Source organism: Kitasatospora sp. NPDC032150, from assembly GCF_055579945.1.
The window spans coordinates 158,210-181,552 of sequence record NZ_JBVIMH010000009.1; the positions used below are offsets into that span (position 1 = coordinate 158,210).

Annotated in this window: 23 protein-coding genes; 15 read left to right on the forward strand and 8 right to left on the reverse strand. The window is 72.6% G+C overall.

The window, feature by feature from the left end:
• Nucleotides 1-20: 20 nt before the first annotated feature.
• Both ACZ5ON_RS13730 and ACZ5ON_RS13735 read right to left on the reverse strand, forming a co-directional pair.
• On the reverse strand, nucleotides 21-1,184 hold the full coding sequence (locus ACZ5ON_RS13730) for a maleylpyruvate isomerase N-terminal domain-containing protein (RefSeq protein ID WP_465590494.1): 1,164 nt from the start codon (nucleotides 1,182-1,184) through the stop codon (nucleotides 21-23).
• Complete coding sequence (locus ACZ5ON_RS13735) at nucleotides 1,181-2,035, reverse strand: sigma-70 family RNA polymerase sigma factor (protein ID WP_465590498.1); 855 nt, start codon at nucleotides 2,033-2,035, stop codon at nucleotides 1,181-1,183. The genes ACZ5ON_RS13730 and ACZ5ON_RS13735 overlap by 4 nt, the downstream gene beginning before the upstream one ends.
• A gap of 584 nt (nucleotides 2,036-2,619) precedes the next feature.
• On the opposite strand from ACZ5ON_RS13735, the gene ACZ5ON_RS13740 reads away from it, so the two are divergent.
• The 3 genes from ACZ5ON_RS13740 (at nucleotide 2,620) to ACZ5ON_RS13750 (ending at nucleotide 5,489) form a co-directional block, all read left to right on the forward strand.
• A complete protein-coding gene (locus tag ACZ5ON_RS13740; protein ID WP_465590501.1) occupies nucleotides 2,620-3,159 on the forward strand; it encodes an ATP-binding protein in 540 nt (179 codons plus the stop codon).
• 893 nt (nucleotides 3,160-4,052) lie between these two features.
• Complete coding sequence (locus ACZ5ON_RS13745; RefSeq protein WP_465590504.1) at nucleotides 4,053-4,394, forward strand: DUF4229 domain-containing protein; 342 nt, start codon at nucleotides 4,053-4,055, stop codon at nucleotides 4,392-4,394.
• Between the two features lie 27 nt (nucleotides 4,395-4,421).
• Nucleotides 4,422-5,489 carry a LacI family DNA-binding transcriptional regulator gene (locus ACZ5ON_RS13750; RefSeq protein WP_465590507.1) on the forward strand — a complete coding sequence of 356 codons (1,068 nt, stop codon included), beginning with the start codon at nucleotides 4,422-4,424 and terminating at the stop codon, nucleotides 5,487-5,489.
• A gap of 65 nt (nucleotides 5,490-5,554) precedes the next feature.
• On the opposite strand, the gene ACZ5ON_RS13755 is transcribed toward ACZ5ON_RS13750, so the two are convergent.
• Nucleotides 5,555-6,772 (reverse strand): MFS transporter, encoded by a 1,218-nt coding sequence (locus tag ACZ5ON_RS13755; RefSeq protein WP_465590510.1) that lies wholly within the window; start codon nucleotides 6,770-6,772, stop codon nucleotides 5,555-5,557.
• A gap of 359 nt (nucleotides 6,773-7,131) precedes the next feature.
• Here ACZ5ON_RS13755 and ACZ5ON_RS13760 point away from each other — a divergent pair, with 359 nt between their 5' ends.
• From ACZ5ON_RS13760 to ACZ5ON_RS13770, 3 genes are all read left to right on the forward strand, one after another.
• A complete protein-coding gene (locus ACZ5ON_RS13760; RefSeq protein ID WP_465590688.1) occupies nucleotides 7,132-8,583 on the forward strand; it encodes a peptidoglycan D,D-transpeptidase FtsI family protein in 1,452 nt (483 codons plus the stop codon).
• 319 nt (nucleotides 8,584-8,902) lie between these two features.
• On the forward strand, nucleotides 8,903-10,225 hold the full coding sequence (locus ACZ5ON_RS13765; protein ID WP_465590513.1) for a dicarboxylate/amino acid:cation symporter: 1,323 nt from the start codon (nucleotides 8,903-8,905) through the stop codon (nucleotides 10,223-10,225).
• A gap of 365 nt (nucleotides 10,226-10,590) precedes the next feature.
• A complete protein-coding gene (locus ACZ5ON_RS13770) occupies nucleotides 10,591-10,713 on the forward strand; it encodes a hypothetical protein (RefSeq protein ID WP_465590516.1) in 123 nt (40 codons plus the stop codon).
• A 372-nt stretch (nucleotides 10,714-11,085) separates the two neighbouring features.
• On the opposite strand, the gene ACZ5ON_RS13775 is transcribed toward ACZ5ON_RS13770, so the two are convergent.
• On the reverse strand, nucleotides 11,086-11,289 hold the full coding sequence (locus ACZ5ON_RS13775; protein ID WP_344637859.1) for a cold-shock protein: 204 nt from the start codon (nucleotides 11,287-11,289) through the stop codon (nucleotides 11,086-11,088).
• A gap of 391 nt (nucleotides 11,290-11,680) precedes the next feature.
• Between ACZ5ON_RS13775 and ACZ5ON_RS13780 the strand changes: the two genes are divergently transcribed.
• From ACZ5ON_RS13780 to ACZ5ON_RS13805, 6 genes are all read left to right on the forward strand, one after another.
• A complete protein-coding gene (locus ACZ5ON_RS13780; RefSeq protein ID WP_465590519.1) occupies nucleotides 11,681-12,565 on the forward strand; it encodes a menaquinone biosynthetic enzyme MqnA/MqnD family protein in 885 nt (294 codons plus the stop codon).
• Between the two features lie 357 nt (nucleotides 12,566-12,922).
• Complete coding sequence (mqnC, locus tag ACZ5ON_RS13785; protein ID WP_465590691.1) at nucleotides 12,923-14,101, forward strand: cyclic dehypoxanthinyl futalosine synthase; 1,179 nt, start codon at nucleotides 12,923-12,925, stop codon at nucleotides 14,099-14,101.
• On the forward strand, nucleotides 14,101-14,730 hold the full coding sequence (locus ACZ5ON_RS13790; protein ID WP_465590522.1) for a hypothetical protein: 630 nt from the start codon (nucleotides 14,101-14,103) through the stop codon (nucleotides 14,728-14,730). Before mqnC ends, ACZ5ON_RS13790 begins: the two co-directional genes overlap by 1 nt.
• A gap of 233 nt (nucleotides 14,731-14,963) precedes the next feature.
• A complete protein-coding gene (locus ACZ5ON_RS13795; protein ID WP_465590525.1) occupies nucleotides 14,964-15,581 on the forward strand; it encodes a hypothetical protein in 618 nt (205 codons plus the stop codon).
• A 146-nt stretch (nucleotides 15,582-15,727) separates the two neighbouring features.
• Nucleotides 15,728-16,420, forward strand: a complete 693-nt coding sequence (locus ACZ5ON_RS13800; RefSeq protein ID WP_465590529.1) for a demethylmenaquinone methyltransferase — start codon at nucleotides 15,728-15,730, stop codon at nucleotides 16,418-16,420.
• Between the two features lie 153 nt (nucleotides 16,421-16,573).
• Nucleotides 16,574-17,857 (forward strand): geranylgeranyl reductase family protein, encoded by a 1,284-nt coding sequence (locus ACZ5ON_RS13805; protein ID WP_465590694.1) that lies wholly within the window; start codon nucleotides 16,574-16,576, stop codon nucleotides 17,855-17,857.
• A 114-nt stretch (nucleotides 17,858-17,971) separates the two neighbouring features.
• On the opposite strand, the gene ACZ5ON_RS13810 is transcribed toward ACZ5ON_RS13805, so the two are convergent.
• Both ACZ5ON_RS13810 and ACZ5ON_RS13815 read right to left on the reverse strand, forming a co-directional pair.
• Entirely contained in the window at nucleotides 17,972-18,637 is a 666-nt protein-coding gene (locus ACZ5ON_RS13810; RefSeq protein WP_465590532.1) for a peptidylprolyl isomerase, read from the reverse strand.
• Nucleotides 18,638-18,733: 96 nt separating this feature from the next.
• On the reverse strand, nucleotides 18,734-19,372 hold the full coding sequence (locus tag ACZ5ON_RS13815; protein ID WP_465590535.1) for a TetR-like C-terminal domain-containing protein: 639 nt from the start codon (nucleotides 19,370-19,372) through the stop codon (nucleotides 18,734-18,736).
• A 110-nt stretch (nucleotides 19,373-19,482) separates the two neighbouring features.
• Here ACZ5ON_RS13815 and ACZ5ON_RS13820 point away from each other — a divergent pair, with 110 nt between their 5' ends.
• Both ACZ5ON_RS13820 and ACZ5ON_RS13825 read left to right on the forward strand, forming a co-directional pair.
• Complete coding sequence (locus ACZ5ON_RS13820) at nucleotides 19,483-20,151, forward strand: CatB-related O-acetyltransferase (RefSeq protein ID WP_465590538.1); 669 nt, start codon at nucleotides 19,483-19,485, stop codon at nucleotides 20,149-20,151.
• Nucleotides 20,152-20,355: 204 nt separating this feature from the next.
• Complete coding sequence (locus ACZ5ON_RS13825; protein WP_465590541.1) at nucleotides 20,356-21,339, forward strand: DMT family transporter; 984 nt, start codon at nucleotides 20,356-20,358, stop codon at nucleotides 21,337-21,339.
• 83 nt (nucleotides 21,340-21,422) lie between these two features.
• Here the strand turns inward: ACZ5ON_RS13825 and ACZ5ON_RS13830 are convergent, their stop codons facing one another.
• Nucleotides 21,423-22,178, reverse strand: coding sequence for an NAD-dependent epimerase/dehydratase family protein (locus ACZ5ON_RS13830; protein ID WP_465590697.1), 756 nt, complete (start codon nucleotides 22,176-22,178; stop codon nucleotides 21,423-21,425).
• Between the two features lie 53 nt (nucleotides 22,179-22,231).
• On the opposite strand from ACZ5ON_RS13830, the gene ACZ5ON_RS13835 reads away from it, so the two are divergent.
• Nucleotides 22,232-22,405, forward strand: a complete 174-nt coding sequence (locus ACZ5ON_RS13835) for an MmyB family transcriptional regulator (RefSeq protein WP_465590544.1) — start codon at nucleotides 22,232-22,234, stop codon at nucleotides 22,403-22,405.
• A gap of 158 nt (nucleotides 22,406-22,563) precedes the next feature.
• Here ACZ5ON_RS13835 and ACZ5ON_RS13840 read toward each other — a convergent pair whose 3' ends face one another.
• Nucleotides 22,564-23,319 carry a GbsR/MarR family transcriptional regulator gene (locus tag ACZ5ON_RS13840; protein WP_465590547.1) on the reverse strand — a complete coding sequence of 252 codons (756 nt, stop codon included), beginning with the start codon at nucleotides 23,317-23,319 and terminating at the stop codon, nucleotides 22,564-22,566.
• Nucleotides 23,320-23,343: the final 24 nt, after the last annotated feature.

Genomic DNA, 23,343 nt, shown 5'->3' on the forward strand with positions numbered 1-23,343 from the left:
CGCCCGGGCCGGCGGCGCCGCTACGGGCGGGAGAGCAGCGGGGCCGCCCGCAGTACCTCGCGGATCGCGGCGCGGTCGCCGAACTCCCCGACCAGCACGTGCTCGGGGTGCTCGTGGGCGGCGGCCAGCCGGCAGAAGTCCAGGCCGTCCAGGACCATCGAGGCGACCGGATCGGTGTCGTCCGACGGTGACCCGGGGCCGTCCAGCGGGATGAGCCACTCGCCGCCGCCCGGGCCGTCGGCGACCATCCGGACCACCCGCCCACGCAGCGGCGGTCCGCCGAACCCGACCGGCTCCGGCTGGGGTTGGCGCAGCGCAGCCAGAGCGAGCGGGAGCGTCCGGGCGGCCAGGTCGATCATCGACCGCAGGTGCTTGGGCTTCGGCGGAGCGTACGGGTAGTCCACCGCGCGGGCGATGTCGTCCCCGTGGATCCAGCACTCGAAGGCCCGGTCGAGGAAGGCGTCGCGCAGCGGCACGGTGGCGAAGCCGAAGTCGACCGGAGCACCGCCGTCGGCCCGCAGCGCGGCGCCCCGCACCAGGGCGTGGCTCTGCCGCCGCCACATCGAACGGACGGCCGCCGGCTCGGACCCGGCCCGATCGGCCATCAGTCGCTCGCTGCGTTCCAGAACTCCGAACGGCCCGCCGCTCCGTGGGGGCCGTGCCATCGGGCCCGGTTCGCTCCGCGACGGCACCCGGGACGGGGCGGTGAGGGGCCCGGGCGCTCCAGGGACGAGGTCGGGCAGCCCCAGCGCGGGCGCCAGCAGACCGTCCACCGCCGCGAGATGGCAGAGCACCTGAGCCGGACGCCAGCGCTGCACCCCGCCGTGCCAAGGGAGTTCGGCGACCTCCTGCCACTCCTCGGGGCCCAGGTCGCGCAGCAGCGCGTCCAGCTTGGCGGTCTCGGTCGCGTACGGCGCGGCCCAGGACGGGACGGGCAGTTCGGCGGGCCGCCGCGCCAGGCACCAGTCGAGTACCTGTTGGCGCAGCGACCCGGGAGGGTCGAGCGGATCGTCGGCGGAGAGCCGGGCGGCGGCGTCCCGGAGCCGGGTGGCCTCCCGGGCGCACTCCGGGCAGAGCGCCAGGTGCTCGGCCACCTCGGCGGCCTCCCGGCGCGGACAGGCGTCCAGTGCCCAGACACCGAGCAGGGATCGCAGGGACTCGTGCCGCGCGCCGTCGTCGCTCATGTGCCCGCCCCCGCTGCGTCCGTGCGCCCGGATTCCGTTGGCCCGGATCCTGTGGGCCCGAGTCCGGGGTGCCTGAACTCCGTGTGCGCAGGCTCCCGATGTGGGCGCGCCGGGCGCGCAAGCCCGGTCTCTCTGCGTCCTGGACCCGTGTGCGTCGGGCTCGTGCGCTCGGCGCACACGTGTGCTTCCGAACTCCCTGCCTCAGGACGCCGGCCGGCTGCCGGGTTCGCGTCCGGCTGCTCGTCCTCGCCCCGGAGCGCTCCTCCGCCGCCGTCCTCCTCCTCGTCCTGCCCGCCGTCGCCGAGCTGGTCGGCCAGCAGTTGCAGCCCGAGCCGGATGCGCTGTTTGGTGTCCTGCTCGCTGATGCCCAGTCGGAGGGCGGTCTCCTGGTAGGTCCGGCCGTCGAAGTACGTCACCGCGAGGGTCTCGCGCAGCGGATCGGGCAGGGCCGCGACGGCGGACTGCGCCCGGGCCGCGCCGGTGCGCGCCCGTAGCTCGCGGTCGTCCGTGTGCAGCGTGCGCAGCCGGGCGAGTGCCCGGTGGCGGGTCAGCGCGCCCAGCCAGGACCGAAGTGAGCCCTGGGTCGGGTCGAAGGAGTCGGGGTGCTCCCACAAGTGGGCGAAGACCTCGCGGGTGAGCTGCTGGGCGGCCGTCCGGTCGTCCAGGATGCAACCCGCCAGCCCGTGCACCAGCGGGGCGAAACGGTCGTACAGCTCGCCGAGGGCGGTCTCCTCGCCCCGGGCGAGCCGCCACTGGATCAGCTCGTCCCAACTCGGGCCGCCGCTACGGGTGCCGCTCGGGGCCGCACTCGGGACGGCCCGTCGCGGGCCGGACGCCGCGGCAGCGGCCATGGCCCCTCCCTCGTCCGTGGATCAGAGCCGGTCTGCTGGGCCGGCAGCCCGCGGCTGGGTGTTTCTCCGTGCCTTCGGCCCCACGTTATCCCGCTGCCTTTCCCGGCCGTGGCGGAATCGTCGGAAGAAGCGGAGGAAATGTTTCTGATCGTCAGATAGTGACAATGGCTCTGCTGCGGATGTTCGAAGGGTCGTGGACGGATGCAGGAAGGGTGGTTCGCTCGTGGCGATCGCCGGATCCGGGGCTGGTGGCGGTACGTTTCGTTACGCTCGTGCACAGGGTGTCCACCGGGCCTCGTCGAGCCACCGGACGAGCGCCGGTGCGAGGCTCGTCAGGGTGAGCGGGACAGTATGCACTGCACTGTCCCTCGATCGCTGGAATATGCCCGAAGCGCTTGCTGCGTCCGGTCTGCCGGATCATCCTGAGGCGTATTCGTGACGAAGCCATGGGCGGTTCGAGCCATGGGCAGTCCGATCGGGCCTCGGAATGCTCGTGGCCCACCGGACCGGCGTGATCAAGTGCCCCGCTGCCCGGGTCGGGCGGTCGGGAGAGTGGCCGAACTGCGAGTGCGGGTGGTGGAGCGGTGCAGGTACTTCAGGTGCAGCTGGCGGTCCAGGCGGATCCGGCCGAGGTGGGCAGGGCGCGCCGCTGGGTGCGCTCGCGACTCCAGGGCCAGGGGGTCGAGCCGGACGCGCAGCTCGCCGAGACCCTCGTCCTGGTGGTGTCGGAACTGGTGACCAACGCGGTGGTGCACACCGGCTGTCCGGCGGTTCTGAGGCTCTCCATGCCGGTCTGCTGTCCGGGCGCGGGCGGCCCGGGCGGCCCGGGGGCTGCGGGCGGCGCGGCCGGGGTCGGCGGCGGTGCGGCGGCGCCAAACGGCCGCAACGGCGTTCCGGTGGTGCGGGTCGAGGTGGCGGACGCGAGCCGGGCCGCTCCGGCGCCCCGGCACGCGGCCGGGGACGCGACCAACGGCCGGGGACTCGAACTGGTCGAGATGCTCTGCGACCGCTGGGGCTGGTACCCGGACGGGTCGGGCAAGCGGGTCTGGTGTGAGATCGGGCCGGACCTGGCGGTCGACCACCCGGTCGAGCAGGCTCCCGCGGCCGGCGCGTACGCCCGCTGACGCCGGCGGCCTCACTCGGCCGGCGCGTACGCCCGCTCACACGCGGCCTGGTGCGTACGCCCGCTGACGTACGGTCTCACCCGCCCTGTGCATATGCCCCCGGGCACCCGGCCCAGCAGCCTGTGCCCGGCTGCTGACCGGCCGTCCGGCGCACCGGGCACCTCTCGGCGCGAGCCCTCGGCATGGCGTGGACTCCGGTGCTCCGCGCCCGGCCTGCGCGCCGGGGCGCGTGCGCTCCGCGCCCCTGGCCCGCGGGTCGCGCCCCCTTGAACCAAGAAATGCGCCGCAACCATTCCGAATTTCAGACAAACCATTGACGTGAAGTATCCGACTGATCACTCTTGGGTGCAGCTCTCCGTTGCGAGGGGACGTCGAGGGAGCACTCGAACCGGGTCAGCAGGGGGAGTTCTGTGGCTGCCGGTCAGCCGGGTGTGCCCCTTGGCGAGTGCGGAGTGCCCGTGCGCGGGTTCAGGGCCCGCGTCCCGGAGGGATGGCGGCCCGTACCGTGCCGGGGTGCGCACGACGCGCCGCCATCCGCTCCGTCTCCCGTCGGTGAGACGGCTCGCGGAGAGCCACCCGTAATGGGTGGACGGGCTCCGGCCCATGGCATTGATCTTCACCCCGGACCCCGGCCTGACCCCCGGGCTGCAGGACGGCGTCGTCGGCCTGTGGACGGAGGCGAGCGATGCGGGCGGTGCCGTGGCTTCGTGCCGCCGGTCACCGAGGACCAGGTGTGGATCACGGCGGAGAAGCAGTTCGCCGGACCGGCCCTGGCCCGGCGCCCGCCCGGGGAGGCCCGGGCGGGCGCGATGTGAGGCATGCTTCACTGGAAGACCGGCGCGCAGCGCGTCGACTCGTCCGGCCGGCCGCACCCTGCAGTAAGGAAGTCCATCGTGAGCAGCAACGTGAGCAGCGCGAAGCACGCCACGCTCCGCTACACCTCCCTGCGGGCCAGCATCTTCCTCGGCTGCCTGCTCGTCGCCCTGCTGCTGGGCCACTTCGGCATCATCCCGGTGGTCGGCACCACCGGGATCGTCTTCCTGGTGCTGCTCGCCGCGCTGGTGTCCGCCCCGCTGAGCTACGTCCTGCTCAGCAAGCAGCGGGACGAGATGTCGGCCCAGATCTCCCAGAAGATCACCGGCATGCGCAGCCGCACCGCCGATCGGATCGCCGCCCAGAACGCCGAGGAGGACGCGGTGGACGAGGCCGCCCGTGCCGCCTCCGCGAAGGGCTGACGGGCAGCGCCGAGCCGCATCCGTGCCATGACCACCGCCGACCCGACCCAGGAACCCACCGAGCCCGGTTCCGAGCTCCCCGTGTCCGGGCGCAGGCCCACCGGGAGGGACGTGGCGCGGCTGGCCGGGGTCTCGCAGGCGACCGTCTCGCTGGTCTTCTCCGGCACCGAGTCCGGGCACCGGGTCTCCGAGGCCACCCGGCACCGGGTCCGCGAGGCCGCCCGCGCCCTCGGGTACCGGCCGCAGGCGGCCGGGCGCCAACTGCGGCTCGGCCGTAGCGGGATGATCCTGCTCGCCGTGCCGAACATCCTCGGGCCGTTCTTCGGCCGGGTCCTGGTCGGCGTCCACGAGGAGGCCGGGAAGCACGGCCTGGCCGTGGTGGTCAGCTCCGGCTGGGGCAGCGCGACGCTCGCCGAGGCGGCCACCACGAGCCGCTTCGACGGCCTGCTGATCTGCTCGCCGGACGACAGCCAGCTGGGCGAACTGCCGTCCGACGTCCCCGCCGTGTTCCTCGACGCCGATCCCTCGGTCCCGTCCGGCGGCCGGGCCAGGCCCACCGTCGAACTCGACGTCGCGGGCGGCATGCGGGCCGCCGTCGAACACCTCGTAGGCCTCGGCCACCGGCGGATCGGCCACCTGCGCTCGACCCACTCCGCGTACACCTTCCGGGTCCGGCAGGCCGCGTTCGAGGCCGCCGCCAAGGGGCTTGAGGTGGTCGAGCTCGGCGTCACCCTCAACGAGGGGCAGCGGGCCGCCCGTTCGGCCGCCCACCAGCTGCTCAGCGCGCCGGACCGGCCGCACGCGGTGGTCTGCGACGACGACGTGGTGGCCTCCGGTCTCTACCAGGCCGCCGCGGACCTCGGCCTGCGCATCCCGGCCGACGTCTCGGTGGTCGGGATGGACAACCTCCCGGTGGCCGACCTCCTCGCACCGCCCCTGACCACCGTCGACCTCCCCGGCGAAGCCCTCGGCCGGGTCGGTGTCGCCGCCCTCGCTGCCCTGCTGCGCGGTGAGCCGGTGGTCTCGGTCGCCCCGCTGGAGACCGGCCTTGTGGTCCGCAACTCCACCTGCGCCGTGCCTGCGGACGGTGGCTGAGGGGCCGTCAGCCGGTGTTCGGTCGGGCCGGATTCGGGTGGCTCCGCGCCAGGGCCGATCCGGTTTCAGACGGTCAGCACCTGCTCCGTGACCGGATCGGGAGATGCCGAGGCGACCGGGCGGAACAGCCGTCGGGTGGCGAACAGCAGCAGGCCGCCGAGGCAGATGCCCGCGGTGGCGCAGAGGGCGACCGCGCGCAGCGAGTCGGCGACCAGGGCGCCGGAGACGGCGTAACCGGCCGCGTTGCCGGTGGCGAACAGGGTGACCAGCCAGGCGAAGGCCTCGGTGACGGTGCCGGTGGGGGCGAGCTCGGCGACCAGGACGAAGGCGGCGGCGAGCAGCGGGGCCAGCCCGACGCCGGAGACGAAGGCGAGGGCGGCCATCGGGACGGGGGCCGGGAGCGGGAGCAGCGGCAGGTAGGAGACGCCCATGGCGAGCGCGATCACCCAGGTGCGGGTGGCGGTGCTGCTGCGCCACCGGACCGCACCGTAGGCCAGCGCACCGAGCAGTCCGCCGAGGGCGGCCAGGGCGAGCAGGGTGCCGGCGCCGCCGGGCAGGCCGTGCGGGTGCTCCTCGGCGTAGGCGATGAACAGGACGTTCTGCGCGCCGACCGCCCAGCCGGCCCCGGCCAGCCCGATCAGCAGGACGACGAGACCCGGCGAGCGCAGCGGCCCGAGCAGTCCGGCGGAGGCCTCGCGGGCGGGGGCCCGCCAGGCGCGGGCGGGTGCGGCGGTGGCGACCACCAGGACGCCGAGCAGGCCGAGCGCGGCGGCTGTCCACAGGGCTGTGGACGGACTGAACAGGCCGGAGATGCCGGCCACCGCGAGCGGTCCCGCGACGTAGAGGATCTGCTGGGAGGCGGAGTCGAAGGCGTACGCGGTGTCGAGCTGCTCCTCCTCGACCACGGCGGGCCACAGCGCGCGCAGGCAGGGTTCGAGCGGCGGCATGGCGAGTCCGGCTATCGCGGCGCCGAGGGGTGCGGCGATGGCCGAGCCGGGGGCGAGGGCGAGCATGGCGTAACCGAGGCCGGCGACCAGGGCGGAGCCGAGCAGCACCCGGGGCTGGCCGGTGCGGTCGACGATCCGGCCGAGGACGGGGCCGCCGATCGCGGCGGAGAGCGCGTAGGCGGAGGTGGCCAGGCCGATCCGGGCGTACGAGGTGTGGGCCTCGCGCAGGGCGAGCGCGATGACCAGGCCGGTCATGCCTGCGGGCAGGCGGCCGAGCAGGGTGCCGAACAGGAGGCGGGTGACGTGGGGGGCGCGGAGCAGGGCGAGGTAGCCCATGGCGGTCGGTTCTCCCGTTCGAGCACAGGGGACGTGGGATCGTAAGCAAGTTATACGTATAACTAATCAGGGTCAATCGGCGGACGGGCGCCGGGCGCGCGGCTTCGCGGGGAGCCGACCGAGGCGCGCGGCTGCCGGGGAGGGTCGCGCCTGGCGCCCGCGCCCCCGGCCCCGGGGGTGTGGCGCTGGTCGCACCCGGAACTGGGCGGCGGGCGCGGCGCGTCCAAACCCCCGAGAGGACAGCAGTTACGCCAGGCCGCCTGGGACCGACGGCCGCGACCAGGCCGCGGGCGCGGACGGGAAGCCCGGCTCGGCGGCCGTACAGGATCCGGATGAAGACCCCGACCCGTCGTGACTCCATGACCCGGCCGATGCGCCGCGCCGCCGTGTTCTGCCTGCTGCTGGTGCTGGCCCTGATGGTGCGCGCCACCTGGCTGACGGTGGCCGAGGCCGACTCGTACGACAACAACCCCAACAACGCCCGGACCGCGATCCAGCGTTACGCCAAGCCGCTGGGGAACATCCTGGTCGGCGGGAAGCCGGTGACCGGCTCCGTCCCGACCGGCGGTGAACTCGCCTACAAGCGCAGCTACACCAACGGCCCGCTGTACGCGCCGGTGACCGGCTACAGCTCGCAGGCGTACGGCTCGACGCAGTTGGAGGGCCTGTACTCGGGGCTGCTCAGCGGCACCGACCCCCGGCTGGCCGGGCCCGCCGACGCCATCACCCGGACCACCCCGCCCGGTGGTGACGTGGTCACCACCATCGACCCGAAGGTGCAGCAGGCCGCCTGGGACGCGCTCGGTGACAAGCAGGGCGCGGCGGTGGCCATCGACCCCGCGACCGGCGCGATCCTGGGAATGGTCAGCACCCCGTCGTACGACCCCTCGACGATCGCCGGGCGTTCGAACGCCGATGCCGAGGCGTGGAAGCTGCTCAGCGCCGACAGCGGTTCGACGATGCTCAACCACGCGCTGCGCTCGACTTATGCGCCGGGCTCGACGTTCAAGCTGGTGACGGCCGCCGCCGCGCTGGAGAACGGGCTCTACCCGGATGTGGACACACGCACGGTCAGCCCCGATCCGTACACCCTGCCGGGCACCAAGCGGCAGCTCACCAACGAGAACCCCGCCGCGCCGTGTACCAACGCCAGCCTGCGGGTGGCGCTGGAGTACTCCTGCAACAACGTCTTCGGCAAGCTGGCTGTCGACCTGGGCGAGGCCGAACTCGCCGCGCAGGCAGCCAAATTCGGATTCAACCTGAGCAAGCTGGACACCCCGGTGCGGGCCGCCACCAGCGTCTACCCGGACAAGCTGGATCCCTCGCAGCTGGCGATGACCGGCATCGGCCAGTTCTCGGTCACCGCGACGCCGCTGCAGATGGCCATGGTCTCGTCCGCGATCGCCGACGGCGGTGTGCTGATGCGGCCGTCCATGGTGGACCGGCTCACCGACCACCAGGGGCGGACCGTCGAGGACTTCAAGCCGCAGCGGCTGTCCCGGGTGATGGGCGAGCGGACGGCCGATCAACTCCGGTCCGCCATGGTCACGGTGGTGACCGGCGGCACCGGGGCGTCGGCGGCGGTGGACGGGGTGACGGTCGGCGGCAAGACCGGCACCGCGCAGAACGGTGTGGGCAACAGCGGCACCCCGTACGCCTGGTTCACCTCGTACGCGGACGACGGCAACGGGCACCGGATCGCCGTCGCGGCGGTGGTCGTGGACGGCTCCGCCGACCGGGCGGACGTCACCGGCGGCGGGCTGGCCGCGCCGGTCGCCAAGGCCGTGATCAAGGCCGCCTTCGGGAAGTAGTCCGGAGCGCCACCGGGGTGCGCCGGCGATGGTTCGCAGCCGCACCTCAAACAAGTACTTTGAACATCTCAAAGGTTTATTGCTACTGTGTGGGCCATGACCACCACAGGCGCGCCTCACCGGCACGGGATGAGCACTCCGCTCATGCCGTGCTCGTGCCTGTCCGGTGCTGTGGACAGTCCGCGCCCCCGCCGCGCGCCCAGCTGTATGCCGGCGGCACGCCTTTCCTGACGTCCGGGCCCTTCCCGCCTGCTGCTCGTCGTCGTGCCGCCGTGTCCCGCCCGCCCTCTTCCGCCCCGTCCTCCGGAGCCGCACCACCATGTCCGCAGCGCCTGCCGCACCAGCGCCCTCCCCGCTCGGGAAGGTCCGCAAGACTCCCTTCTGGGTCCAGATCGTCGCCGGTCTCGTCCTCGGCCTGATCCTGGGCTACCTCGCCCGGGCTTGGGACGTCTCCTGGCTGACCAGCACCCTCGACACCATCGGCAAGACCTTCGTCCAGCTGCTCAAGCTGGCCGTCCCGCCGCTGGTCTTCACCGCGATCGTGGTGAGCGTCGCCAACCTGCGGAACGTCACCAACGCCGCCCGGCTGGCGGTCCGTACCCTGCTCTGGTTCCTGATCACCTCGCTGATCGCGGTGAGCATCGGCCTCGGCCTCGGCCTGCTCACCGACCCCGGCCAGGGCGCGAACCTCTCCACCGCCGGGCTCAAGGCGCCCGACCACGCGGGTTCCTGGGTCGACTTCCTCACCGGGATCATCCCGACCAACATCGCGACCAGCTTCGTCGAGGTGAACGTCCTCCAGATCGTCTTCCTGGGAGTCGTCACCGGCGCCGCGATCCTCAAGATCGGCGAGAAGGCCGAACCGGTCCGCAAGCTCAGCGAGTCCGTGCTCGACCTCACTCAGACCGCGCTCTGGTGGGTCATCCGGCTCGCCCCGATCGGCACCCTCGGCCTGATCGGCAAGTCCGTCGCCAAGTACGGCTGGGACCTGCTCAAGCCCTTCGCCACGCTGACCGCCGACGTCTACGTGGGCTGCGCGCTGGTGCTGTTCGTGGTCTATTCGCTGCTGCTCCGCTTCGCGGGCGGCCTCAACCCGCTGAACTTCTACCGGGGCGCCTGGCCGGCCATCCAGCTGGGCTTCGTCTCCCGCTCCTCGGTCGGCACCCTCCCGGTCACCCGCCGGGTCACCGAGCGCCTGGGCGTCCCGAGCGAGTACGCCTCCTTCGCGGTGCCGTTCGGTGCGACCACCAAGATGGACGGCTGCGCCGCGATCTACCCCTCGCTGGCCTCGATCTTCGTCGCCCAGGTCTACGGCATCCACCTCGGCATCGGCGACTACCTGCTGATCGGGTTCGTCTCGGTGATCGGCTCCGCCGCCACCGCCGGTCTGACCGGTGCGATCGTGATGCTGACGCTGACCCTCTCCACCCTGGGCCTCCCGCTGGAGGGCGTGGGCCTGCTGCTGGCCATCGATCCGATCCTGGACATGGTCCGCACCGCCACCAACGTGGCGGGCCAGTCCGTGATCCCGATCCTGGTCGCGGCCCGGGAGAAGACCCTCGACCTCGCCGCCTACGACAACCCCACGGGCGATCTGATCGACGACGCCCCCGCCGCCGAGGCGGCTGTCGTCGCGGCCTGACGCGCCAGTGGCCACAAGGAGCCCGTACCCGGTTCCCGGGTACGGGCTCCTTGCCGTCCCGGCGGGCCCTCAGTCCCGGTCCCCGGTGCGGCCCCACGCTGGGCGCGGACGGGGCAGACCATCAGCTGGATCCGGTGGAAGAACATCAGTGGAAGGACCGTCAGGCCGACCGGGGCCGCCGGGAACAGGATTGCGGCCAGTGGCAGCACAATGTCCGGAATCTGTCCCTCGCTCACCCGGACTCCCGCTCCGCCGGCCGGCAGCCAGGCCGGCGGCAGCGGGGTGAGCGCGATGCCCAGCAGGCTGGAGGAGGTGGCGGCGCAGATCGCCGCCGCGACGTTGCCGTGCGCCGTCGAGGTGGGGAGATGGACGACTGGACGGTCGAGGACAGCAGGGTGAGGTGCAGCACGCCGGTGGCCGGCGGGGGTGGCAGCACGCTGTCCGGCAGCAGCCGGGCGGCCTCGCCGAGCAGCGGGAACAGCGGGTAGGCGGAGCCGATGGTCAGCAGGTGCAGGTGCAGGTGCAGGTGCAGGTTCCGGGCGCCGGCCAGCGCCTGGCGGGGGACAGCCGCGCTGTACAGGAGGGGAGCCGGGTGGCCAGGGCGACATGCCGAGCAGCAGCGGGATGAAGGCGTCGACGCCGATCCGCCGCAGGGCGCGGTTCGCCGCGGTGAGCGCGGTCCGCGGGCGGCGCATGGTTTCGATCGTGCCTGCACCGGGCGTGGACACAGGCAGGGGGCCCGCCGCGTACGGGACGTGGCGGGCCCCCTTGGTACTGCTTGTCATGCTCTTGGGGGCGGCCCTGACAGCCGCCTTTCGGGCCGGTGAAGGCCCAGAGCGATCAGATCATCAGAGAAGATGTCAGATGACGGTGACGTTCTCCGCCTGCGGGCCCTTCGGGCCCTGGGTGACGTCGAACGAGACGTTCTGGTTCTCCTCCAGCGAGCGGAAGCCGCTCGCGTTGATGGCGGAGTAGTGGACGAAGACGTCGGGGCCGCCGCCCTCCTGGGCGATGAAGCCGAAGCCCTTCTCAGCGTTGAACCACTTGACGGTTCCCTGAGCCATGCCGTTCTCCTTGCGAGGGACGTGTTGGAGGCCACACCGTGTGGCATCCGGTCCGCTGCGCTGATCGCCCTGCCTCCGGAATGTTCCGGAGTTTTTCGATAATGCTGAAAAACTACAAAAAGCCCGCGGTTACATGCTCCGCAGGCTTCAAGTACTGCAAGGGGAATCAAACTGCAACTGAGTGGAACGGTAGCACGCGAGGGCGGCCCCGACCAGGGGTGACCGAAGGCACATCGTCAGGTGTGTCGCAGTGATTCAGCCATGTGCCGGCAGCCTGGTTTGAAGCCATTGACAGCCGGTCGTCGGCGTGCCGGAAGGCTGGTGTCGGGGCCGTGAGGGGGCAGGCATACCCTGCGGGAGAGTACGAACAGAGCAGCCGGAGGAGTGTGTGGTGACCGCACAGGATGCGAGTGGCTCGGTGGCGGTAAGGCCCCGGGTGGGACATATTCAGTTCCTCAACTGTCTGCCCCTCTACTGGGGGCTGGCCCGGACGGGCAATCTGCTCAACCTGGACCTCACCAAGGACACTCCCGAGAAGCTCAGCGACCAGCTGGTGAACGGCACGCTCGACATCGGTCCGATCACCTGCGTCGAGTACCTGCGGCACGCGGACGAGTTGGTGGTCCTGCCCGACATCGCGGTCGGCAGTGACGGGCCGGTGATGTCCTGCGTGATCGTCAGCAGGCGGCCGCTCGGTGAACTGGACGGGCGCAGGGTCGCGCTCGGCTCCACCAGCCGCACCTCCGTGCGCCTGGCGCGCCTGCTGCTGGAGGAGCGGGAGGGCGTGCGCCCGGAGTACTTCAGCTGCCCGCCCGACCTGGACGCGATGCTCGCCGAGGCCGACGCCGCGGTACTGATCGGCGATCCCGCGCTGCGCGCCACGCTGGAACAGGCGCCCGAGCGGGGGCTGGACGTCCACGACCTGGGCGAGATGTGGAAGGAGTGGACCGGGCTGCCGTTCGTCTTCGCGGTCTGGGCCGCCCGCCGGCCGTACGTGGAGCGCTACCCCGAACTGGTCGACGCCGTGCACCGGGCCTTCCTGGAGTCCCGGGACCTCTCGCTGGCCGAGGCCGGGAAGGTCGCCGAGCAGGCCGCCCGCTGGGAGTCGTTCGACGCGGCCGCGCTGGAACGGTACTTCAGCGAGGCGCTGGACTTCTCGCTCGGCGAGCGGCAGCTGGCGGGCATCGCCGAGTTCGCCCGGCGCACCGGCCGCGACAGCGGTTTCGCACCCGATGTGACGGTGCGGCTGCTCCAGTCGGCCCAACCGGTCGGGTGAGGCCGCCGGCGCTGCGGAGGGCGGGTGAGGCGGAGGGCAGGCGTCCGTCCTGACCTCCGCGCACCACCCCGGCGGCGCGCGCGAGGCGTGAGCGGCCCGCCGTAGGGGCGAGCGTCCCCGGCCCGAGCCGGCCGGGCAGTGCTGGGGCGGGGGCGAAAAGGGGGCGCAAAGGTGCTGGCGTAGGCTGGTTCGGCCATGTCGGCCGAGCGATCCGTCCCCTGTGTCCCGCTTGGCCGAGGCGCCCCGATGCCGGAGAGAAAGAAGGCCCGACAGGTGTCCGAGCAGACCCTCCCCCAGCCTCCGGCCGGGGGGACCCTCCCCCAGCCTCCGGCCGGGGGGACCCTCACCGCCACTGACCTGCAGGCCGTTCTCGACCGTGCGGCCGCCGGGGGCCGGATCACCCCCGAGGAGGCGCTGGACCTCTACCGCTGGGCACCGCTGCACGCGCTGGGCTCCGCCGCCGACGCCGTCCGCCGCCGCCGGTACGCCGGGGTCGAGCACATCGCGACGTACATCATCGAGCGGAACATCAACTACACCAACGTCTGTGTGACGGCGTGCAAGTTCTGCGCCTTCTACGTGCCGCCGAAGAGTGACAAGGGCTGGTCCCGGGACCTCGACGAGATCCTGCGCCGCTGCGCGGAGACGGTCGAGCTGGGCGGTACCCAGATCATGTTCCAGGGCGGGCACCACCCGGACTACGGCGTCGAGTACTACGAGCGCGCCTTCTCCGCGATCAAGGCGGAGTTCCCGCAGCTGGTGATCCACTCGCTGGGCGCCTCCGAGGTCGAGCACATGTCCCGGATCTCCGGCGTCTCCATCGAGGAGGCCATCACCCGGATCCACGAGGCGGGTCTGGACTCCTTCGCCGGTGCCGGCGCCGAGCTGCTGCCCGAGCGCCCGCGCAAGGCGATCGCCCCGCTGAAGGAGTCGGGCGAGCGCTGGCTGGAGATCATGGAGGCCGCGCACGGCCTGGGCGTGGAGTCCACCTCCACCATGCTGATGGGCACCGGCGAGACCAACGCCGAGCGGATCGAGCACCTGCGCATGATCCGCGACGTGCAGGACCGTACGGGCGGCTTCCGCGCCTTCATCCCGTACACCTACCAGCCGCAGAACAACCACCTCAAGGGCTCCACCCAGGCGACCGTCTTCGAGTACCTGCGGATGATCGCCATCGCGCGGCTCTTCCTCGACAACGTGGCGCACATCCAGGGCTCCTGGCTGACCACCGGCAAGGAGGCGGGCCAGCTCTCGCTGCACTACGGGGCCGACGACCTCGGCTCGGTGATGCTGGAGGAGAACGTGGTCTCGATGGCCGGTGCCAAGCACCGCTCCAACCTGACCGAGCTGATCCACCTGATCCGGGCCGCCGACCGCGTCCCCGCGCAGCGCTCCACCACCTACGAGCACCTGCGGGTGCTGGACGACCCGGCCAACGACCCGGTCGATCCCCGGGTCGCCTCGCACATCGCCTCCACCGCGATCGAGGGCGGCACCGCGCACCCCGAGCTGAAGATCCTCTCCGCGAACTGATGCTGACGCTGCACCGCGCCGCCGTACTGGTGGCCGACCCCGCCGCCCCGCCGGTCCACGACGGGGCGGTGCTGGTCGACGGCGGCGTGGTGGCCGCCATCGGTCCGTACCGGCCGGTGGCCGGCGCCAGGGAGCGGACGTGGGACGGGCTGTTGGTGCCCGGCCTGCGCAATCCGTACGGGCAGTGGCTTCTGGAGCGGGCGTACCACCCGGACCCCCGGGAGGAGCTGGGCAGTGAGCCGCTGTCCGGCGCGGCGTACGCCGAGGCGTTCGGCGGGGAGCCCGGTGAGCTGGACCAGGAGCGGCGGGGCGGCAGCGCCCGGCGCGGTCTGCAGCGGATGCTGGCGTACGGGACCACGGCGGTCGCGGGGCCCTTCGAGCTGCCGGTGGTGCGCACCGCCGTGGCCAGGTCCGGGCTGGTGGCGCTGCCCGGGGACGGCGCCGAGGGCGGTCTGGACCCGCTGGCCGTCACCGGACTGGCGCAGGCCGTGCACCGGCCACTGGCCGTCGGCGGGCGGGCCGACTTCGCGGTCTTCGATGTGAGTTCGGTCGCCGAGCTGGAGGCGGCGGGCGCGGGCTGCTGTCTGGCCACGGTGCTCGGCGGAAGGCTGCTGTACCGACGGCGCTGAGGAAGGGCCCGTTGCCACGGAAGGATGGCTGGTACACAGACGGAATCAGGCCGGAAACCAGCGTGCAAGCTGGTTAGTCCGATGAACTGATTGATCGTTGTCGTGACCTGAGGGCCTGCCAGCGGCTACCATCCCGGACAGCCCCTCAGATCGCCTTCCCCAGCGGTTGAGCGGGTCACCTCACCATCGGCCCCTTCCCCCGGGGGCCTTGTCCGGCAGCCAGGACAGGAACCATGCGATCCGCGACCGTCCCCCGCTTTCGCAGCGCGCGCCTCGGCCGAGGCTGGTACCTCGCCGCAGTGCTCAGCGCCGTGCTCGCGGTCGGGATGTGCCTGCTCGGCTGGCGTCAGGCCGACCAGGCGGAGCGGATCACCGCCCACCCCGTCCGCACCGAGGGCACCGTCACCCAGCTCCCGTCCGGCAGCGCCACCTACAGCGCGGTCAGCTACCGGGCCGACGGACAGCAGCGCACGGCGGCCGACCTGTGGCTGCCTGCGGACGCCAAGGTCGGCGACCGGATCTGCCTGGAGCACGCCGCCGACGACCTGAGCGCCGTCCGGGTCTGCGGCGAGCACTACCCGCAGCCGGCCGGGATCGGTCTGGCCCGGGTCAGCGTGCCGACGGCGCTGCTGCTGTGCGTCGGCTGCGTGGTCCGGATCTGGCGGCACCGGCGGGCCACCCAATCCGTCCAGCAGTCCGTACGGCCGCGCACCCGGGTACGCGGCCGGGGCGCCCGGATCAGCACCACGGTGGCCTTCGCCACCGAGGCGCTGGGCGAGGGGATGCCCTCGATCACCCACGGCAAGCGCTCCCGGCGGCGGCGCAGGGGCGGGCGGCGCGCGCTGCGCTGAAGGTGTGGCGAGGCTGCCGGGAGGTGCGCCGGAGGGGCCGACGAGGTGCGGCGAGGGGAAGCCGGGAGCCGCGCCGAAGGGGCTCTCGGGAGGTGTACGCACACCCGTTGCCGGGGCGGCGGGTGACAGGGTGAAGAATGGGGTTCGTGACCCGAGCCTCTCTGGACAAGCAGCCGCACGAAGTCGCCGCGATGTTCGACGATGTCGCGGCCAAGTACGACCGCACCAACGACGTGCTCTCGCTCGGCCAGGCCCGTGCCTGGCGGCGTGCGGTGGCCGACACGGTGGACGCCAGGCCCGGTGAGCTGGTGCTCGACCTCGGCGCCGGTACCGGCACCTCCTCGCTGCCCTTCGAGGAGACCGGTGCGAAGGTCGTGCCGTGCGACTTCTCGGTCGGCATGCTCACCGAGGGCAAGCACCGCCACCCCGAGCTGGCCCTGACCGCCGGGGACGCCACCAGGCTGCCGTTCGCGGACGGCGTCTTCGACGCGGTCACCATCTCCTTCGCCCTGCGCAACGTCCAGGAGACCGACGCCGCGCTGCGCGAGATGCGCCGGGTCACCAAGCCCGGCGGCAAGCTGGTGATCTGCGAGTTCTCCACCCCGACCTGGACGCCCTTCCGGAGCGTCTACACCGAGTACCTGATGCGCGCCCTGCCGCCGGTGGCGACGGCCGTCAGCAGCAACCCGGACGCGTACGTCTACCTCGCCGAGTCGATCCGGGCCTGGCCCGACCAGCCTGCGCTGGCCACCAAGCTGCAGCAGGCCGGCTGGTCCAAGGTCGCCTGGCGCAACCTCACCGGCGGGATCGTCGCCCTGCACCGGGGTTTCAACCTCTGAGCCCCACCGGGCAGCCGATCTCCGCCCTGACAGGCCCTCGTTAGACTCGTCCGAGCCCGCCCCGGCCCCCTCGCGGGACGGGGCGGTCCCTCGCCGCCCAGACCGACCCGCTGCCCGCAGGAGTGTGCCCCCGTGTCCGAGACCGCAGCCGACCTGAGCGCCGACACCGTCGAGAGCAGCGCCGACGTCATCGTGGTCGGTGCCGGCCCGGCGGGTTCGACCACCGCGTACTACCTGGCGCAGGCCGGACTCGACGTCCTGCTGCTGGAGAAGACCGTGTTCCCGCGCGAGAAGGTCTGCGGAGACGGTCTGACCCCGCGCGCCACCAAGCAGTTGGTGGACATGGGCATCGACGTCTCCACCGCGAACGGCTGGCTGCACAACCGGGGCCTGCGGATCATCGGCGGCGGCGTCCGGCTGGAACTGGACTGGCCCGAGCTCTCCGCGTTCCCCGACTACGGCCTGGTCCGCAAGCGCGCCGACTTCGACGAACTGCTCGCCCGGCAGGCCCAGAAGGCCGGGGCCCGGCTGTACGAGCGGTGCAACGTCAGCGGCCCGGTGCTGGACGACCGCACCGGTCGGATCGTCGGCGTCACCGCCAAGCTGGGCGAGGAGCGGCGCCCGGTGACCTTCCGCGCCCCGCTGGTGGTCGCCGCCGACGGCAACTCCACCCGGCTGTCCCTGGCGATGGGGCTGCACCGCCGCGAGGACCGCCCGATGGGCGTGGCCTACCGGACGTACTTCAAGTCCCCGCGCCACGAGGACGATTACCTGGAGTCCTGGCTGGAGCTCTGGGACACCCGCGGCGGGCGGCGCGAGCTGATGCCCGGCTACGGCTGGATCTTCGGCATGGGTGACGGCACCTCCAACGTCGGCCTCGGCATCCTCAACTCCTCCTCTTCCTTCGGGGAGTTGGACTGGCGTGAGGTGCTCAAGGCCTGGTGCGCCGGCATGCCCGAGGAATGGGGCTACACCCCCGAGAACATGACCGACCCGATCCGCGGCGCCGCCCTGCCGATGGCCTTCAACCGCCAGCCGCACTACACCCGCGGCCTGCTGCTGGTCGGCGACGCCGGCGGCATGGTCAATCCCTTCAACGGCGAGGGAATCGCCTACGCGATGGAATCCGGCCAGCTCGCCGCCGGTGTCATCGTCCAGGCCCACGCCCGGGTCACCCCCGCCGGCCGCGAGCGCGCCCTGCAGGCCTACCCCCGCGTCCTCAAGGACGTCTACGGCGGCTACTACACCCTCGGCCGCGGCTTCGTGAAGCTGATCGGCAACCCGAAGGTCATGCAGCTCGCCACCCAGCGCGGTCTGACCCACCCCGTCCTGATGAAGTTCGTCCTCAAGATGCTCGCCAACCTGACCGACCCTCAGGGCGGCGACGCCATGGACCGCATCATCAACGGCCTCGCCAAGGTCGCGCCCAACGCCTGACGTTGGGCCGGTGTCCGGCGCCGGGCGCTCGAGCCTCGGCGCCGGGAGCCCTGCCCCGGGCGCGGGGCGCCAGACCCCGGCGCCGGCGCGCCCGCGCCGTACGGGAGTCGGGCGTCAGCGGTTGGTGATGCGGACCTGGTGGATGTTGACCGGGAGGTTGGGGTAGCCGTCGCCGGGGTTGTTCTGGTCGTCCTCGCCGGCGGCGGCGATCTTCTGGAGGACGTCGAGGCCGGCGGTGACGCGGCCGAAGGGGGTGTAGGCGGGGGAGAGCTTGGTGTCCTTCCAGACGAAGAAGAACTGGCTGCCGTTGGTGTTGGGGCCGGCGTTGGCCATGGCCACGGTGCCGGCGGGGTAGGTGGCGCCGGTGAGGTTCTCGTCGGGGAAGGAGTAGCCGGGGCCACCGCTGCCGGTGCCGGTGGGGTCGCCGCACTGGAGGACGTAGATCCCCTTGGTGGTGAGGCGGTGGCAGTGGGTGCGGTTGAAGTAGGAGTGCTCGGCCAGGAAGCGGAACGAGAAGGTGGTGCAGGGCGCCTTGTCGGTCAGGGCCTGGAAGGTGATGGCGCCCTGGCTGGTCCGCAGTGTGGCGTGGTAGGGCTTGGCGGCCTTGACCGGGTCGAAGACCGGTATGCCCTTGAAGTTGTCGGCCGGTACGGCCGGCGTGTAGGTGCAGGCGGCGGGCGCGGGGGTGGGGGCCGGGGTCGCCGCCTCGGCTTCGGTGGTGGCGAGGCCGAGGGGCAGGGCGGCGGCGGCGAGTGGCAGTGCCCAGTGCTTGCGCTTCATGCGGGGTTCCCTCCCGGGGTGTGTGCCACGGCAGTTGGCATGGCGTACTCACTGATGCCCCCGGGGTGAACCTGCTATGCGTGGGGCGGTTTGGTGTTAGCGGGGCTGCGGAGAAGGGGAGTTGTCCTGCGGCTCGGGGGAGAAGAGGCCCGCGCGGGCGGCGAGCAGGGCGGCGGCCGCGGCGCGGGTGGCGGCGGGTTCGTCGAGGGGTTCGCCGGTGAGGAAGAGGCGGTGGTAGAGCGGGGCGGTCGCGGCCCGGACCAGCTCCACCGGGTCGGTGCCGGACGGGAGTTCGCCGCGTTCGACGCCCCGGGCGGCGACCTCGGCGGCCTGCCGGTGCCGGGCGGCGAAGAAGGCGTGCAGCGCCTCGGCGCCCTGGGGCGAGCGCAGTGCGGCGGCGATCAGGGCGGTCGGGGTGGTGCGCAGTTCGGGGTCGGTGAAGGTGGCGTACACCTCGTGGGCGAGCAGGCGGACGTCCTCGTCGACCGAGCCGGTGTCGGGGATGGGCCAGGGCTGCTCGGCGGAGGTGGTGAGGGCCTGGGCGATCAGGCCGTCCATACCGCCCCAGCGGCGGTAGAGGGTGGCCTTGTGGACGCCCGAGCGGGTGGCGACGGCGTCCACGGTGAGCTGGTCGTACGGCTTCTCGGAGACCTCGGCGAGGGTGGCGGCGACGACGTCGGCGAGGACGCGGGCGCTGCGGCCGCCCGGTCGGGGGGTGGGGGTGGCGGTAGGCAAAGTCGACTCCAGTCGCGTTAAGGGTTGCCAGATGGGTGCCCGCACTGGCATGCTCCATCTTAACGCGACGCAGGTCGCATTAGATTGTCCCCAGTGCCGGAGGTACCGCTGTGCCCGATGTGATCCCCGACCCCACCGTGCTGCACCCGCTGGCCGGGCACGGCCGCGTCGTCCTGCTGCGGAACCTGGTTACCGATCCGCGGATCGAGGTGGGCGAGTACACCTACTACGACGACCCGGACGGCGCGACCGAGTTCGAGCGGCGCAACGTGCTCTACGCGTACGGGCCCGAGCGGCTGGTGATCGGGCGGTACTGCGCGATCGCGAGCGGCACCCGCTTCCTGATGGCGGGCGCGGAGCACCCCACGATGGGGGTCTCGACCTTCCCGTTCACCATGTTCGGCGGCACCTGGACCGAGCGGACGCTCGACCTGGTCACCGGGATGCCGAGCCGGGGTGACACGGTGGTCGGGCACGACGTCTGGTTCGGCTACGGCGCCACGGTGATGCCGGGTGTGCGGATCGGCGACGGCGCGATCATCGCGACGGGCGCGGTGGTCACCGCGGACGTCGAACCGTACACCGTCGTGGGCGGCAATCCCGCCCGGCCGATCAAGCGGCGGTTCTCCGACGAGGACGTCGAACGGCTGCTCCGGGCCGCTTGGTGGCACTGGCCGGTCGAGCTGGTCACCGAGCACCTGCGGGTCATCATGTCGGGCACGCCGACGGAGATCGAGGAGATCGCCCGGCGGAACGGGCTGCTGTCCGAGGAGGGGTGACCCGGCTCGCGCGCGGGGGTGGACCCCCTCCAGGAGGGCCGCGACAACGGCCTTCGGGTGGCCCGGCGTCCGCGCCGGGGGCTTCCAAGATCCGGAAAGCCGTTGATCGTTCGTGCGGCGCCGCGCGAGGATGTCACCCCGCCGCCGCAGAACCGTCCGACGACGTACGGACCCTCGGCCTTCCACTCCCGGAGGGAACACCGCATGCGCTCCGTCCCGCCGATCGTCCGTGACCTGCCCGTGCTCGCGGTGGCCGTGGTCTGGGGATCAAGCTTCCTGGTGGTCAAACAGCTGGCGACGCCGCAGACCGTGCTGCCGGTGCTGGTACTGCGCTTCGGGCTGGTGCTGCCGCTGTTGGGCCTGTTCGCGTTCCGGGCACTGCGCGGGCTCACCGCGCGCGAGTGGCTGGGCGGGGCCGCGCTCGGCGCGATCCTCGGCGCGATCTTCCTGCTGGAGACCTACGGTGCGGTGCACACCTCGGCGACCAACGCCGGTCTGATCGTCAGCCTCACCATGGTGCTCACGCCGCTCGCCGAGAGCGCGGCACGGCGGACCGCGCCGTCCTGGTCGTTCCTCGGGGCGGCCGGAGTCTCGGTGCTCGGGGTCGCCCTGCTGACCGGCGGCGGGTTCCGGGCGCCGGGCACGGGCGACCTGCTGGTGCTCGCCGCGGCGGTGGTGCGGACCGTCCACGTGCTCACCATGTCCCGCACCAGGGCCATCGCGGGGACCGATTCGCTGGCCCTCACCTGGGTCCAGCTCGCCGCGTCCGGGCTCGTGTTCGCGATCGCCTCGGCCTTCGCCGGGCCGTCCGCGCTCACGGTGGCGGCCGGGTTCGGACCGGTGCAGTGGACGTACCTGTTGCACCTGTCGCTGCTCTGCACGCTGTTCGCGTTCTTCGTCCAGATGTGGGCGGTCCGTGCCACCTCACCCTCGCGGGTGAGCCTGCTGCTGGGCACCGAGCCGCTCTGGGCCGCCGTCTTCGGCACCACCCTGGGCGGCGACCGCCTGACGCCGCTCGCGCTGCTCGGCGGGCTCCTGGTGCTGGCGGGCACCGAGGGCGGCCGGCGGGCCGGGCTGGGCGGCAAGCGGCATGCCGCGGCCGACGAGGGCGGGGCCGCCGCCGTGCGGGAGCGTGCGGACGCGGAGCACGACGCGGGGGCAGAGCGGGAGTTGGACCACGCGCGCTGAGTGAACGCTCCCGGACGCCGCCCGGCCCGCGTGCCCGCCGAGTCCGGTGCGCGGAGCAACCGTTGTGCGCCGGAGCGCAGCGGTCAGAGCGCGCCCGCGTCGCGGGCCGTCCAGATGCTCGGGTACAGCGGCCGCCAGCCCAGCTCGGCCCGGATCCGGGCGTTGCTCGCATGCCCCTCCCACGGGTCCCCGGCCTCGCGTGCGGCCGCGCCCTCCGGCTGCCGGACGCCGTGCAGTTCGTGCAGGTCGTACGCGCTGATCGGCGCGTCGTCGACCGCGTTGTACGCGCGGCCCTCGATGCCCGGCGTCCGGACGGCGCGCCACAGCGCCTGGGACGCGTCCGCGTGGTGGACCACGGGCAGCCGCTGGTGCGAGGCCCACTGGCCGGCCCACTGCAGCGACTGGGCCAGGTGCGTGTCACCCTCGCCGTACACGAAGGCCAACCGCACCACCACCAGGGGCAGTTCCAGCTCCCGCAGCTCCTCCTCGGCCTGGGCCTTCGACGCGGCGTACGCGCCCCAGGAGGCGTCCGGGCGCAGCTCGTCCGACTCCACGGCAGGCCGGCCGAGGCCGCCGCGGTACACCAGGTTGGTGCTGGTCTGGACGAACCGCCGCACGCCAGCCTCGGCCGCGTCGCGGCCGAGTTCCACCGCCGCGTCACGGTTGACCGCGTACGCCTCCTCGTCCGGCACCCCGCGCAGTGCGGCGGCCACGTTCACCACCGCGTCCACGCCCTGCAACGCCTTGACCCGGCCGGCCTGTTCGCGCAGGTCGCCCTGCACCACCTCGACGCCGAGCCCGGCCAGGTGAGAGACCTTCGTCTCGTCGCGGACCAGGATCCGGACCGCGTCCGCCCGTCCGCCGGAACAGCCGGAAGACGTTTCTGCACCCCGTGGTCGGGCGGATCGAGGTCGAGTGCGAGGTGCTCGCCGGCGCCGACCACGACCAGCTGCTGCTGCTGCTGATCTACACCGCCCGCCCGGGGAGCGAGTCGGCGCAGCGGCTCGAACTGCTGCGGGTGGTGGGGCGGCAGGACTTCGGCCGGGCGGAGCCGCAGACGAGCTGACGCGCCGTCAAGGCGTGTGACCCGTGCCGCGGTCACTGGCCGGGAGGGGGCTCCGGCAACTCCGCCGCGCGGCGCAGCGCGGCGGCCGGGCCGTACTGCGCCCACACCCCGAATCGACTCTCTGGACGTCTCGTGGCTGTGACGACCGGGACGGTTGTCTATCCGTGATCTGAACTCGGCTCGGCGGGGCCGCCCGAGGTCGTTCCGGGTTTCGTGTAGAGGATTTCGCGGGCCTGTTCGGCGGCGCGGATGATGCTCTCGGAGATGAAGTCGAGGAAGCGGGCGGCGTTCTCCAGGCGGGTGGCGGCCGGGGTGCCGGCGCCGAGGATGTCGGCGCCCTGCCGTGCGGTTTCGACGATCTGGTCGTTGGAGCGGGCGCTGCGGAGCATCGACTGGTACCAGAGGTCGTCGTCGACGGTGTAGCGCTCGCGGCGGCGTTCGTCGCGTTGGCGGCGGACGAGGTCCATGCTGTCGAGGAAGGCGATCGCCTTGGAGATGGAGGCCGGGCTGACCTGGAGGCGCTGGGCGAGTTGGGAGGCGGTGAGGCTGCCCGCGTCGGTGGTGTAGAGGCAGGTCAGCACTCGTGCCGGCATCTTGGGCAGGCCCGAGGCCATGAAGACGGTGGCGAGCCTTTCCTCGTACTCGGCCACGGCCTCGGCGTCGCGTCCGTGCGGCTGGGGGGCTGACTCCGGCCCTGGGGAGGAAGTGGACTTGCGTCGGCGGGCGCGGCGTTCGGTGGCGCGGTGGGCCAGGTCGGGGCGGTAGGCGGTGGGACCGCCGTTGCGCATCACCTCACGCGTGATTGTCGAGGTCGGACGGTCCAGGCGCCGGGCGATCTCCGCGTAGGCGAGGCTGTCGGCCAGCCCCAGCGCGATCTGCTGGCGTTCCTGCTGAGTGAGCCTGCCTCCCGGCATCACGATCTCCTCGGTGATCTTTCG